The 13,598-nt window shown below is 69.4% G+C and carries 13 protein-coding genes; 10 read left to right on the plus strand and 3 right to left on the minus strand.

Annotated elements, in window-relative coordinates; translation table 11 throughout:
* Positions 1-111 precede the first annotated feature (111 nt).
* The 4 genes from OG976_RS21905 to mnmA all read left to right on the plus strand — a co-directional run bounded on the left by OG976_RS21905 (position 112) and on the right by mnmA (position 4,134).
* Positions 112-948: a GNAT family N-acetyltransferase gene (locus OG976_RS21905; protein WP_328353549.1), complete on the plus strand. Its 837-nt coding sequence runs from the start codon at positions 112-114 to the stop codon at positions 946-948.
* Positions 948-1,784, plus strand: coding sequence for a lysophospholipid acyltransferase family protein (locus tag OG976_RS21910; protein WP_328353551.1), 837 nt, complete (start codon positions 948-950; stop codon positions 1,782-1,784). Before OG976_RS21905 ends, OG976_RS21910 begins: the two co-directional genes overlap by 1 nt.
* A gap of 68 nt (positions 1,785-1,852) precedes the next feature.
* Entirely contained in the window at positions 1,853-3,055 is a 1,203-nt protein-coding gene (locus tag OG976_RS21915; RefSeq protein WP_328353553.1) for a cysteine desulfurase family protein, read from the plus strand.
* Positions 3,052-4,134: a tRNA 2-thiouridine(34) synthase MnmA gene (gene mnmA / locus OG976_RS21920; protein WP_328353556.1), complete on the plus strand. Its 1,083-nt coding sequence runs from the start codon at positions 3,052-3,054 to the stop codon at positions 4,132-4,134. The genes OG976_RS21915 and mnmA overlap by 4 nt, the downstream gene beginning before the upstream one ends.
* Here the strand turns inward: mnmA and OG976_RS21925 are convergent.
* Positions 4,112-4,750, minus strand: coding sequence for a sensor domain-containing protein (locus OG976_RS21925; protein ID WP_328353559.1), 639 nt, complete (start codon positions 4,748-4,750; stop codon positions 4,112-4,114). The two genes, mnmA and OG976_RS21925, sit on opposite strands and share 23 nt — an antisense overlap.
* Before the next feature lie 60 nt (positions 4,751-4,810).
* Here OG976_RS21925 and OG976_RS21930 point away from each other — a divergent pair, with 60 nt between their 5' ends.
* Together OG976_RS21930 and OG976_RS21935 are read left to right on the plus strand one after the other, a co-directional pair.
* Positions 4,811-5,821, plus strand: a complete 1,011-nt coding sequence (locus tag OG976_RS21930) for a methionine synthase (RefSeq protein ID WP_328353562.1) — start codon at positions 4,811-4,813, stop codon at positions 5,819-5,821.
* 78 nt (positions 5,822-5,899) lie between these two features.
* Positions 5,900-7,375: an alpha/beta hydrolase gene (locus tag OG976_RS21935; RefSeq protein ID WP_328353565.1), complete on the plus strand. Its 1,476-nt coding sequence runs from the start codon at positions 5,900-5,902 to the stop codon at positions 7,373-7,375.
* A 1-nt stretch (position 7,376) separates the two neighbouring features.
* Here the strand turns inward: OG976_RS21935 and OG976_RS21940 are convergent, their stop codons facing one another.
* Positions 7,377-7,772, minus strand: a complete 396-nt coding sequence (locus OG976_RS21940; RefSeq protein ID WP_328353568.1) for an MmcQ/YjbR family DNA-binding protein — start codon at positions 7,770-7,772, stop codon at positions 7,377-7,379.
* An 81-nt stretch (positions 7,773-7,853) separates the two neighbouring features.
* On the opposite strand from OG976_RS21940, the gene ligA reads away from it, so the two are divergent.
* Positions 7,854-9,920 carry an NAD-dependent DNA ligase LigA gene (gene ligA / locus OG976_RS21945; RefSeq protein WP_328363883.1) on the plus strand — a complete coding sequence of 689 codons (2,067 nt, stop codon included), beginning with the start codon at positions 7,854-7,856 and terminating at the stop codon, positions 9,918-9,920.
* A gap of 1 nt (position 9,921) precedes the next feature.
* Here ligA and OG976_RS21950 read toward each other — a convergent pair whose 3' ends face one another.
* Entirely contained in the window at positions 9,922-10,581 is a 660-nt protein-coding gene (locus OG976_RS21950) for an amino acid-binding protein (protein ID WP_328353571.1), read from the minus strand.
* Positions 10,582-10,710: 129 nt separating this feature from the next.
* Here OG976_RS21950 and gatC point away from each other — a divergent pair, with 129 nt between their 5' ends.
* The 3 genes from gatC to OG976_RS21965 are packed head-to-tail and all read left to right on the plus strand — an operon-like array spanning position 10,711 to position 13,568.
* The gene (gatC, locus tag OG976_RS21955; RefSeq protein WP_328353574.1) at positions 10,711-11,010 is read left to right on the plus strand and encodes an Asp-tRNA(Asn)/Glu-tRNA(Gln) amidotransferase subunit GatC; all 300 of its coding nucleotides are present in this window, start codon (positions 10,711-10,713) and stop codon (positions 11,008-11,010) included.
* The gene (gene gatA, locus OG976_RS21960; RefSeq protein ID WP_328353577.1) at positions 11,011-12,495 is read left to right on the plus strand and encodes an Asp-tRNA(Asn)/Glu-tRNA(Gln) amidotransferase subunit GatA; all 1,485 of its coding nucleotides are present in this window, start codon (positions 11,011-11,013) and stop codon (positions 12,493-12,495) included. It abuts the gene before it with no gap.
* A gap of 41 nt (positions 12,496-12,536) precedes the next feature.
* Positions 12,537-13,568: an ATP-dependent 6-phosphofructokinase gene (locus tag OG976_RS21965; RefSeq protein ID WP_328353580.1), complete on the plus strand. Its 1,032-nt coding sequence runs from the start codon at positions 12,537-12,539 to the stop codon at positions 13,566-13,568.
* Positions 13,569-13,598 lie beyond the last annotated feature (30 nt).

The raw sequence follows: 13,598 nt of genomic DNA on the forward strand, positions 1-13,598 counted from the left end.
CCCCGGGCGCCTCGGTGCCCGGGGTTTTTTGCGTCTATTCGTCACGCAGAGTGCACGAACACGTCACTCCTGCGTTGGCATCCCGCCCAACGCAACGGCGACCGTTCAGGCATGAGCACTGCATCTGTACTCATAGCCCCTGACCACGCCGAGACCGCCGCCCTGCGCGGCCCCCGCTACACGCTGCTGCTGACCACCGCCCCCGCCCTCATCGAGGAGGCGCAGCGCCTGCGCCACCACGTCTTCAGCACCGAACCGGGGTTCGCCCTGCCGGCCGCCGGCGACGGAGTTGGCGCCGATTTGGACGCCGACCGCTTCGACGAGTTCTGTGACCACCTACTGGTCCGTGAGGACACCACCGGCGAGATCGTCGGCTGCTACCGCATGATGCCCCCACCCGGCGCTATCGCGGCCGGAAGTCTCTACACTGCAACAGAATTCGATGTCTCGGCCCTCGACGTGCTCCGGCCGTCGCTGGTGGAGATGGGCCGCGCGGTGGTGCGCGAGGACCACCGCAACGGAGCTGTCGTCCTGCTGATGTGGGGCGGCATCCTGGCCTACCTGGACCGCTGCGGCTACGACTACGTCACCGGGTGCGTCTCGGTGCCCACGCACGGCGACGGCGAACCCGGCAGCCTCCTGCGCGGGGTGCGGGACTTCGTACTGCGCCGCCACGCCGCCGCACCCGAGTTCACCGTCCGCCCCTACCGGCCGGTGATCCTCGACGGGCGAACCCTCGATGACATCGAGCCACCAGCCCGGCCCACCATCCCGCCGCTGATGCGCGGTTACCTGCGGCTGGGGGCGAAAGTGTGCGGCGAACCGGCCCACGATCCCGACTTCGGGGTCGGTGACTTCCCGGCCCTGCTCGACAAACGCCGGGCCGACACCCGCTACCTGACCCGGCTGCGGTCGGTGTCGGCGGCCACCGAGATGGGGCTTGCCTGATGAACGTCATCGAGCATGCCTGGCTGCCCAGGGCCAGCTGCGACGACAGCTGTGTGCGCGCAGGCACCGGTCACCAGGGCCACCCGACGCTGGCCACCCTACGGATGATCCGGCGGATCGCGGTGGCGCTGATGCTGCTGCCGCTGCTGCCGCTGCTGGCGGTTCCGCTGCCCGGCCGTTCCCGGGTGCAGCGCCTGTACTGCCGAACGCTGCTGCGCAGCCTCGGCGTGCGGATCACCTTGTCCGGCGGCCCTATTCGCAACCTGCGCGGCGTACTGGTGGTCAGTGGCCACGTCTCATGGGTCGACATCTTCGTCATCGGCTCGGTGCTGCCGGGGGCATTCGTGGCCCGCGCCGACCTGATCGACTGGCCCGCCGTCGGGCTGGCGGCGCGGATCATGAAGGTCATCCCGATCGATCGGGCCAGCCTGCGCAGGCTCCCGCACGTGGTGGCCACGGTGGCTGAACGGCTGCGTCGCGGCCAGACCGTCGTCGCGTTCCCGGAGGGCACCACCTGGTGCGGGCTGGCCTACGGGCCGTTCCACCCGGCGATGTTCCAGGCTGCCGTCGACTCCGGGCGCCCCGTCCAGCCGCTGCGGTTGACGTATCACCACCGCGACGGTCAACCCTCGACCGTGCCGGCGTTCATCGGCGACGACACCATCGGGCAGTCGCTGAGCCGCATCGCCCGCGCCGGCCTCACCGTGGTCGACGTGGAGGTGACCTCGCTGGAACTGCCTGGCACCGACCGTCGCGAGCTTGCAGCGCGCTGTGAAGTGGCCGTGCGGGGGCGCAGCACGCCCGGGTTCCAGCACAGCCACGCCCTGGCCGGCTAGGACCACCTCCGGGCATCCGCTTCGGTGGGGACGAGGGGTTGCTGGCCTGCCGGTATCCTGGACAGGCCATGAGCCCGACGGGTCCGGTCTACCTCGACCACGCCGCCACCACCCCGATGCACCCCGCTGCCATCGAGGCGATGACGGCCGCGCTGGCCACCGTGGGCAATGCCTCCTCGCTGCACACCGCCGGCCGCGACGCCCGACGCCGCATGGAGGAGTCCCGGGAGAGCCTCGCGGCCCTGCTCGGCGCCCGGCCCTCGGAGATCATCTTCACCGCGGGCGGCACCGAAAGCGACAACCTCGCCGTCAAGGGCATCTACTGGGCCCGGCGCGACGCCGACCCGAACCGCAGGCGAATCGTCACCACCTCGGTCGAGCACCACGCGGTGCTCGACGCCGTCATCTGGCTGGCCGAGCACGAGGGCGCCGAGGTGACCTACCTGCCCACCGAACCCGACGGTTCGGTGACACCGGCCGCCCTGCGCGCGGCACTCGACGAACACGGTGACGTCGCCCTGGTCACGGTGATGTGGGCCAACAACGAGGTCGGCACCATCATGCCGATCAACGAGCTGGCCGCCGTCGCCGCCGAGTTCGACGTGCCCATCCATAGCGACGCGGTCCAGGCGGTCGGCCAGATCCCGGTCGCCTTCGCCGAGTCCGGGTTGTCGGCGATGAGCATCACCGCGCACAAGTTCGGTGGACCCACCGGGGTCGGCGCGCTGTTCCTGCGCCGCGACGTCGCCGCTGTGCCACTGCTGCACGGCGGCGGCCAAGAACGCGACGTCCGTTCCGGCACACCCGACGTCGCCGGTGCGATCGCCATGGCCACCGCCGCTCGTATCGCCGTGGAATCCCTGGATGCCACCGCCGCCCGGTTACGGGAATTGCGGGAGCGGCTGATCGCCGGGGTACTGGCATCCATCGCCGACACCGCGGTCAACGGTGCGCTGGGGGATCGTCGCCTGCCCGGCAACACCCACTTCACCTTCCGCGGCTGCGAGGGCGATTCGCTGCTGATGTTGTTGGACGCCAACGGAATCGAATGCTCCACCGGTTCGGCGTGCACAGCCGGTGTTGCCCAGCCGTCCCACGTCCTGGTGGCGATGGGCGCCGACCCGGTCGTCTCCCGGGGCTCCCTGCGACTGTCGTTGGGGCACACCACTACCGAGGCTGATGTCGACGCCGCGCTGCGGGTTCTGCCCGCCGCGGTCGAGCGGGCGCGCCAGGCTGCCCTGGCCAGTTCGTCACTGAGCGGTTTGCGATGAGGGTGCTGGCCGCGATGAGCGGTGGGGTGGATTCCTCGGTGGCTGCCGCACGGATGGTCGACGCCGGCCACGACGTCGTGGGTGTGCACCTGGCCCTGTCGCGTTCGCCGGGAACCCTACGCACCGGGTCGCGTGGCTGCTGCTCCCGGGAGGACGCCGGCGACGCCCGCCGTGTAGCCGATGTCCTCGGAATTCCCTTCTACGTCTGGGATTTCGCCGACCAGTTCGCACAGGACGTCATCGAAGACTTCGTGGAGTCCTATGCGCGCGGCGAGACACCCAACCCGTGCGTGCGCTGCAACGAGAAGATCAAGTTCTCCGCGCTGGCTGCCAAGGCGCTGGCGCTGGGTTTCGACGCGGTGGCCACCGGACACTACGCGCGGCTGGCTGACGGGAGGTTGCGTCGTGCGATCGATGCCGACAAGGACCAGTCCTATGTGCTCGGGGTGCTGACGGCCAACCAGTTGCGTCACGCGTTGTTCCCGATCGGGGACACCCCCAAGCCGCAGATCCGCGAGGAAGCGGCCCGCCGCGGTCTGACGGTGGCCAGCAAGCCGGACAGCCACGACATCTGCTTCATCCCTTCCGGAGACACCCAGGCCTTCCTCGGTGCCCGCATCGGCGTGCGGCGCGGCACGGTCGTCGATTCCGCGGGCACCGTCCTCGCCGAGCACGACGGCGTGCACAGCTTCACCATCGGACAGCGCAAAGGTCTCGGGATTGCGGGCCCCGGGCCCGACGGTATGCCCCGCTATGTCACCGAGATCGACGCCGCCACGCAGACCGTGCGGGTGGGCGGCGTCGAAGACCTCGAGACGTGGTCGCTGACCGGCCAGCACCCGGTGTTCACCTCCGGGGTTGCGCCGCAGGGCCCGGTCGAAGGCGAGGTCCAGGTGCGGGCGCACGGCGGTATCGTGCCCGCGGTGGCCGAACTGGTCGGCGACACACTTGCGGTCACGCTGCGGTCGCCGCTGCGCGGTGTCGCCGCCGGCCAGACCCTGGTGCTCTACCGGCCCGACCCGGCCGGCGACGAGGTCATCGGCAGCGCCACCATCGTCAACCGCCCGGAATCCTGCTGAGGATGTTCGCCATCACGATGTCGGACACCGACTCGGGGAACGCACAGAACGTCACCTCCACCAGGACCGGGCCCTTCACCCGGTAGTCACGCCCGCACGCACCGGGCCGGGTCCGCACCGACTGCGCGTCGCCGGTGACCTCCCCGACCAGCAGCGCCCCGTCGGAGCTCTCGGCGCAGCGCGACACCGTGCCGGACAGCGCATCGAATGCCCGCTGGGCGCCGGCGGCGTCCCGGTAGGCGGCCGCCCCCTGCGAAATCAGCGCCGCCCGGGGCGGATCCTGGAAGCTCGTCTTGTGGAAGTCTTCGACGTCCGGGCCGAAGGCGGCGGTCTCGGCGAAGACGAACCGGCACTCCGGTGACACCGACTTGGCCAATGCGTCGATGTCCACCGGGGACGTGCCGTCCATGGTGGGAATGATGGTGAGGTCCGGACCGCCGCCGGTGATCGACTGCATCTGAGCCTGGCTCAGCAGCACCGTGTCGACGTCGACGATCCCCGGCGGGTGATACGGCGGCTCGGTCAGCGCCCGCAACGGCGCGCCCTGGGTCCACTGGGTGCAGCCAGTGACGGCCGCCGCCACCACGCAGCACCACAGCCCGGCCCGCACCGTCACGACCTCCACCGTAGGCCCCCGGTGGACCCCGGACGGCGGGGTGTCCAATACGGTTGCCGGATGAGCGTTTTCGCGGCGGCCACCGGCGTCGGTTCCTGGCCCGGTTCGACACCACGGGAAGCCGCCGAGATCGTGGTCGGTGAGTTGCACCGGCTGCCACACCTTGTCGAGTTGCCCGCCCGCGGTGTGGGTGCCGACATGATCGGGCGCGCGGGTGCGCTTCTCATCGACATCGCCCTCGACACGGTTCCGCGCGGATACCGCATCACCGCGCGGCCCGGTGCAGTGATGCGCCGGGCAACCAGCCTGCTCGACGAGGACATCGACGCCCTCGAGGAGGCCTGGGAGAAGGCGGGCAGCGCGGTGGCCGGACGCACGGTCAAGGTGCAGGCGCCCGGACCGATCACCCTGGCCGCCGGGTTGGAACTGCCCAACGGCCACCGGGCGATCACCGACCCCGGTGCCCTCCGGGACCTGGCCGCCTCGCTGGGCGAGGGGGTGGCGGTGCACCGCGCCGAGTTGGCCAGGCGGTTGGGCACCACCGTGGTGGTGCAGTACGACGAGCCCGTGCTGCCTGCGGCGCTGGCCGGACAGCTGGCCGGGGTGAGCCGACTCAATCCCGTGCACCCGGTGGACGAGGCCGTCGCCGTCAGCCTGATCGACACATGTGTCGCCGCCGCGGGCACCGAGGTGATTCTGCACAGTTGTGCGGCCGATATTCCCTGGAAGGTATTACAGCGCAGTGCAATCCATGCCGTGTCGCTCGATGCCGCGACCTTGGACGACGCCGACCTCGACGGACTGGGTGAGTTCCTTGACTCGGGCCGCGCCGTCGTGCTCGGCCTGCTGCCGACCACCGCGCCGCAGCGTCGCCCGTCGGCCGAAGAGGTGGCGGCCGCCGCTGTCGCCATCACCGACCGAATCGGCTTTCCCCGCCCCGTGGTTCGTGATCGGGTCGGCATCAGCCCCGCGTGCGGACTGGCCGGAGCCACCGCGCAATGGGCGCGCATCGCGGTCGAACTGTCACAGCGGGCCGCCGAGGCGATAACCGAGGATCCCGACGCCATCTGATCGAGTTCCGTGCCGGCGGGCGCCGAACGTGTTACAAGGTAGGGCATGTCAGCTGCGTCGGGGGTGAGGCGGTGGGCCGTGGCTGCGGCCGTCACCGCGATGGTCGTCGGGGCGTGCTCGGCTCCGGTCAGCCAACGGGACGCGGCGTCGGTGGTCGGGCTGGCGCCGTGGGGCCCGTGCATCATGACCGAATCGATGCCTGAGTCTGACGGCTCCTATCCGGGTGTTGAATGTTCCACCCTCACAGTGCCGTTCGACTACGACAAGCCCCAAGGTCCGAGCTTCGCCGTCCCGGTGATCCGGATCCCGTCGAAAGCCGCCCAACCCCGGTTGCTCGTGACCAACCCGGGTGGGCCCGGCATCAGCGGAGTCAACGATCTGCGATCCAACCGCGAGTACTTCGAGAAGTTCACCGACACCTACACGGTGGTCTCCTTCGACCCGCGCGGCGTCGGCGGGTCCAAGCCCGCGATCCGATGCCTCGACGACACCCAGCGCCGGGCGATCTTCGACCAGCCCAGCGTTCCGGCGTCCCAAGCCGACATCGACCGGGCCAAGGACCTCGCCGCCGGAATCGGCAACGCCTGCCAGGCTCAGTTCGGCGACGCCCTCGCGCATGTGGGCACCGCCAACGTCGCCCGCGACATGGACGAGATCCGTAAAGCGATGGGCTTCGACCAGATCAACTATCTGGGCTACTCGTACGGAACATTCCTGGGCGCCCTCTACGCCGACATGTTCCCCGGCAAGACCGACCGGATCGTTCTCGACTCGGTGATGGACCCGATGCTCGACTACCAGGAGGTCCGGCACGGCCAAGCCCAAGGCATGCAACGCAGCATCGCCGCCTTCGTCGACGACTGCCTGCGCCGAGCGGACTGCCCGCTGACCGGCCCGAGTGATCAAGCGCTACAACAGATTTCCGGACTTGTTCGCAATCTCGACGAGCAGCCCTATGTCGGTGCTGACGGACGAAGGCTGTCCGGGGCCCGGATGCTGGCGCTGGTCGAATCTTCGCAGTATTTCCCGGTTTCGGGGTGGCCGAGCCTGCGCACGACACTGCAGCAGGCACTGGGGGGACAGTGGCCCAAGGTGCTCGACGCCGCCTACTCGCCGGATCTGATGGTCAATCCGGCCGACTCGGAATACCTGTCGGTGGTGTGCACCGACTTCGCGACCCACCGCAATCCGGACAAACCCCAGCGACTGGCACCGGTGTGGGCGATGGAAAGTCCCATCAGTGGTGCCAACCGGGCGTGGTCGCTGCAACCGTGTGAGACGTGGCCGGCACCGTCGGTGCGGGGACCAGGACCGGTGGACACGACGGGCGCGGGGCCGGTGCTGATTCTCAGCACCACCGGCGACCCGGCCACCCCGCTGGCGTGGGCTCAGTCGCTGCGCAGCCAGATCAAGGCCTCGACCCTGGTGGTCGCACCGGCACAGGGCCATATCGCCTCCGCGCAGAACACCTGCGCCGAGAACACGATGCTGGCATTCCTCAATCAGGGCGCACTTCCGCCGGGTCCGGTCTACACCTGCCCACCGAATCGGTAGCTCAGCCGTCCAGCAGCCGGATCAGCCGCGGCGGGGCCTGCAGCCGGAACGAGGCGTCGACGAGTTCGCCCACCTCGGCCCAGTCGACCTTGGCTGCGTCGAAATCCAGGCCCAGCCAGCCGAACGGGCCCAGATAGGCCGGCAGGAAGAAGCGGGGATCCTGCGTCAGCGCCGGGCGTTCACTGTCGTCGACCTTGATCAGCAGCGCGTGTGGATAGCGGATCATCGGCCCGCTCGGGTTCTTGCGGCTACCTCCGTAGACCGCGAACATCTTCGGCGCGCAGAACGTCGGGCGGCCGTGCGAGATCTTCTCCACCACCTCGGGAAAGCCCAGCGCGATGCCGCGGACCCGGGCCAGTGCCGGATCGTCGTCGTCGAACATCACGGGATGGGGCATGGCTCTCAAGACTGCCACGTCGGTGCCCTCCGATAACCTGCCAGGGTGAGCTCAGAGACGCCTGATCCCGAGGTCGACCCGATCGATCCGGATGTGCGCCGGCGCTGGCAGGAGCTCGCCGACGAGGTGCGCGAACACCAGTTCCGCTACTACATCAAGGACGCGCCGATCGTCTCCGACGCCGACTTCGACGCACTCTTCAACGAACTGCTCGCTCTCGAGGAGCGCTACCCCGAGCTGCGGGTGGCGGACTCGCCGACCCAGCTGGTCGGCGGCGCGGGCTTTGCGACCGACTTCACCGCGGCCACCCACCTGGAACGGATGCTGTCGCTGGAAGATGTGTTCAACACCGAGGAGCTGGCGGCCTGGTCCACCCGGGTGGAAACCGAGCTCGGCCCCGACCCGCAGTACCTGTGCGAGCTCAAGGTCGACGGCGTGGCCCTGGGCCTGGTGTACCGCGACGGCCGATTGGAGCGGGCGGCCACCCGCGGTGACGGGCGGGTCGGCGAGGACGTCACCAACAACGCGCGCACCATCGACGACATCCCCGAAACCCTCACTGCGGCAGAGGATTATCCGATACCCGCGGTTCTCGAGGTGCGCGGCGAGGTGTTCTTCATGGTGGCCGATTTCGAGAACCTCAACGCCAGCCTGGTCGCCGAAGGCAAGGATCCGTTCGCCAATCCGCGCAACAGTGCGGCCGGCTCACTGCGCCAAAAGAATCCGGCCGTCACCGCCAAGCGCAAACTGCGGATGATCTGCCACGGACTGGGTTACACCGAAGGCTTCACCCCGGCCACCCTGCACGACACCTACTTCGCCTTGAAGGCGTGGGGCCTGCCGGTCTCCGACCACACCACGCGGGTGGCGGGGCTGGCCGCCGTCGAGGAACGAATCACCTACTGGGGCGAGCGGCGCCACGAGATCGAACACGAAATCGACGGCATCGTCGTCAAAGTCGACGATTTCGCGTTGCAGCGCCGCCTCGGTGCCACCTCACGCACCCCGCGGTGGGCGGTGGCCTACAAGTATCCGCCCGAGGAGGCCCAGACCAAGCTCATCGACATCCAGGTCAACGTCGGGCGCACCGGCCGGGTCACCCCGTTCGCGGTGATGACCCCGGTGAAGATCGCCGGATCGACGGTCGGCATGGCCACCCTGCACAACGGTTCGGAGGTCAAGCGCAAGGGCGTGCTGATCGGCGACACCGTGATGATCCGCAAGGCCGGTGACGTGATTCCGGAGGTGCTGGGCCCTGTCGTCGATCTGCGGGACGGCAGCGAACGCGAGTTCGTCATGCCCACCCACTGCCCGGAGTGCGGAACAGCGCTGGCCCCCGCCAAGGAAGCCGACGTCGACATCCGCTGTCCCAATGCGCGATCGTGTCCGGCTCAGTTGCGGGAGAGGGTGTTTCACCTCGCCGGGCGCGGTGGCCTGGACATCGAGGGCCTCGGCTACGAGGCGGCGGCCGCACTGCTGGATGCGAAGGTCATCGGCGACGAAGGCGATCTGTTCACGCTGACCGCCGAGGACCTGCTGACCGCGGAGTTCTTCCGCACCAACAAGGGTGTGCTTTCGGCCAACGGGGCGCGGCTGCTGGCCAACCTGGAGCAGGCCAAGAACCGGCCGCTGTGGCGGATCCTGGTCGCGCTGTCGATCCGCCACGTCGGTCCCACCGCGGCGCGGGCACTGGCCACCGCGCTGGGCAGCATCGACGCGATCATGGCCGCCGACGAGGCGCAGTTGGCTGATGTCGAAGGTGTCGGGCCCACCATCGCCGCCGCCCTCACGGAGTGGTTCGACGTCGACTGGCACCGGGCGATCGTCGACAAGTGGCAGGCCGCCGGGGTCCGGATGGCCGACGAACGCGACGCCTCCATCACCCCGACCCTGCAGGGACTGTCGATTGTGGTCACCGGGTCGTTGGCCGGCTTCTCCCGGGACGAGGCCAAAGAGGCGATCATCACCCGTGGCGGCAAGGCCGTCGGCTCGGTGTCGAAGAAGACGTCCTACGTCGTTGCCGGGGATGCCCCGGGCTCGAAGTACGACAAGGCGGTCGAACTCGGCGTCCCCATCCTCGACGAGGACGGCTTCCGGGCGCTGCTCGAGAACGGCCCCGCCCCGGCCGAAAGCCCGGCGGCGGAGTAGCTCAGCGCACGATCGTGGCCACGATGCCGGCCAGATAGCCCAGCCGGGCGACCTCCGAGGGCCGGAACACCGGGCCGCCGGCGCGGCCGAGCACCACCGCAATATGCGGCTGGCCCAGCGGTGCGGCAGCGAGGGTGGTGTCCATGTCGCGCCACACTTGGGGCACCCAGTCGGCGGTCCCGTCGAGGGCTTCGGCGTGGGTCAGCGGCAGCCACGGCGCGCTGGTCGCCTGGGTTTCGGGTGATCCGGGGCTTCCCACCACACGCTCGAGTCCGGACTCGGTCAATGTGACCACCGTGCACCAGCCCACCCGCAGGACCCGCGGCGCCTCGTTGGCCAGCACCTGCAACTTGGCGTCGCGGCCGTCGGCGGCGGCGATGTGATCGATGAGTTCGAGTTCGCGATGCGCCTCAAGAAGGCCGGTGTGCGGGCGGATGGTGTCCACCCGAACACCTTCGAGGCGCTCGGCGGCGGTGATGACCATGTCGGGCATCGTGCCCGGCGGCAGTTCGACCACCAGGTCGTCGATGGCGTAGCCGGTGACGCGCTCGACGACGTCCAGCGACAGGATGTCGGCGCCGACCGAGCCCAGGGCAACCGCGAGCGACCCGAGGCTACCGGGACGGTCCTCGAGTTGAACCCGCAGTAGATAGGAAGGCACGCGCACACTGTTTCACAGTCGTCCGGTCGCGGCATTCCGGCTTTCTGGCTCCGGCGGCCACCGGCCGGGGGTCGGTTGGCAACACCTGCGGTCTCGGTGTGGGCGCGGCGCCATCTAGGCTTGTGCACCGTGTCCCAGATCTCCCGCGACGAGGTAGCCCGGCTGGCCAAGCTGGCCCGGCTGGCCCTGACCGACCACGAAGTCGACAATTTCGCAGGCCAGCTCGACGCGATCCTGGGGTATGTCAGCCAGATCCAGGCCGTCGACGTCACCGACGTCTCACCGACCGGAAATCCGCTGAAGTCGGTCAATGTCACCCGCCCCGACGTCGTCGACGAGTGCCTGACCCAGGCCGAGGCATTGGCCGAGGCGCCGACGGCGATCGACGGCCGCTTCGCGGTACCGCAGATCCTGGGGGAGGCGGAGTAGATGAGTGACGTGATCCGGCTCGACGCCGCCACGCTGGGACGCAAGATCGCCGCCAAGGAGCTGTCCTCGGTCGAGGTGACGCAGGCCTGCCTGGACCAGATCGCCGCCACCGACGAGCGCTACCACGCGTTTCTGCACGTCGCGGCCGACGAGGCGCTGGCCACGGCGGCGCGTGTTGACGCGGCCGTCGCCGCCGGTGACACGCTGCCGTCGCCACTGGCCGGTGTGCCGCTGGCGCTCAAGGATGTCTTCACCACCACCGACATGCCCACCACCTGCGGGTCGAAGATTCTCGAAGGCTGGGTGTCGCCGTACGACGCGACCGTGACCGCCCGGGTCCGCGCGGCCGGCATCCCGATCCTCGGCAAGACCAATATGGACGAGTTCGCGATGGGCAGCTCCACCGAGAACTCCGCCTACGGCCCGACCCGCAACCCGTGGGACGTCGAGCGCGTCCCTGGGGGCTCCGGCGGCGGCAGTGCCGCCGCGCTGGCGGCCTACCAGGCCCCGCTGGCGCTGGGCTCCGACACCGGCGGGTCGATCCGCCAGCCCGCCGCGCTGACCGCGACCGTCGGCGTCAAGCCCACCTACGGCACGGTGTCGCGCTACGGGCTGGTGGCCTGCGCGTCATCGCTGGACCAGGGCGGACCGTGTGCCCGCACCGTGCTCGACACCGCTCTGTTGCACGCGGTGATCGCCGGTCACGACCCGCGCGACTCCACCTCGGTGGACGCTGAGATTCCCGACGTCGTCGGTGCGGCGAAAGCCGGCGCGGCCGGTGACCTGGCAGGCGTCCGGATCGGGGTGGTCAAGCAGCTGCGCAGCGGTGAGGGCTACCAGCCGGGTGTGCTGGCCTCGTTCAACGCCGCCGTCGAGCAACTGGCCGCTCTGGGCGCCGAGATCACCGAGGTGGACTGCCCGCATCTGGACTACTCGCTGTCGGCGTACTACCTGATCCTGCCGTCGGAGGTCTCGAGCAACCTGGCCCGCTTCGACGCCATGCGCTACGGCCTGCGGGTCGGCGACGACGGCACCCACAGCGCCGAAGAGGTGATGGCGCTCACGCGCGCCGCCGGCTTCGGCCCAGAAGTCAAGCGCCGCATCATGATCGGAACCTATGCGCTGTCGGCGGGCTATTACGACGCCTACTACAACCAGGCGCAGAAGGTCCGCACGCTGATCGCCAACGATCTCGACAACGCCTACCAGAAGGTGGACGTCCTGGTGTCCCCGGCGACCCCGACCACGGCGTTCCGCCTCGGTGAGAAGGTCGACGATCCGCTCGCGATGTACCTGTTCGACCTATGCACCCTGCCGCTGAACCTGGCCGGGCACTGCGGAATGTCGGTTCCGTCGGGCCTCTCGCCCGACGACAACCTGCCGGTCGGACTGCAGATCATGGCCCCCGCACTGGCCGATGACCGGCTCTACCGGGTGGGCGCGGCCTACGAGGCGGCCCGCGGAACTCTGCCGTCGGCACTGTAGATGCGCTGCCTGGAAACCGGCCAACGGGCAAGATAGGTCCCATGCGTATCGGAGTTCTCACCGGCGGTGGCGACTGTCCCGGCCTCAACGCCGTCATCCGCGCGGTCGTGCGGACCAGCGACGCCCGCTACGGCTCGTCGGTCGTCGGCTTCCTGGACGGTTGGCGTGGCCTGCTGGAGGACCGCCGGATCCAGCTGCACAACGACGACCGCAACAACCGCCTGCTGGCCAAGGGCGGAACCATGCTGGGCACCGCGCGCACCAACCCGGACAAGCTGCGTGCCGGGCTCGACGACCTCAAGCAGACCTTGGAGGACAACGGGATCGACGTTCTGATCCCGATCGGCGGTGAGGGCACGCTGACCGCCGCGCACTGGCTGTCCGAGGAAGGCGTCCCCGTGGTCGGGGTGCCCAAGACCATCGACAACGACATCGACTGCACCGACGTCACCTTCGGGCACGACACTGCGCTGCAGATCGCCACCGACGCGATCGACCGCCTGCACAGCACCGCCGAGTCGCATCAGCGGGTGATGGTGGTCGAGGTGATGGGTCGCCACGCCGGCTGGATCGCACTCAACGCCGGGCTCTCCTCGGGCGCGCACATGACGCTGATCCCCGAACAGCCCTTCGACGTCGAAGAGGTCTGCCGGCTGGTCAAGAAGCGCTTCCAGCGCGGTGAGTCGAGCTTCATCATCGTCGTCGCCGAGGGTGCCAAGCCCGCCGAGGGCACCATGGCGTTGCGCTCGGGTGGCACCGACGAGTTCGGCCACGAGCGCTTCACCGGAGTGGCCCAGCAATTGGCCAACGAGGTCGAGAAGCGGATCAAGAAGGAAGTGCGGGTCACCGTGCTCGGGCACGTGCAGCGCGGCGGGACGCCGACCGCCTACGACCGGGTGCTGGCTACCCGGTTCGGGGTCAACGCCGCCGACGCCGCGCACGCCGGTGAGTACGGGATGATGGTGTCGCTACAGGGCAACGACATCGGCCGGGTTCCGCTGGCCGACGCGGTGCGCCAGCTCAAGCTGGTCCCGCAGTCCCGCTACGACGACGCGGCCGCGTTCTTCGGCTGACCTCGTCTGCCGACGGGCCGAACCGGCCCC

The organism is Mycobacterium sp. NBC_00419, assembly GCF_036023875.1.
Taxonomy (GTDB): Bacteria; Actinomycetota; Actinomycetes; order Mycobacteriales; family Mycobacteriaceae; genus Mycobacterium.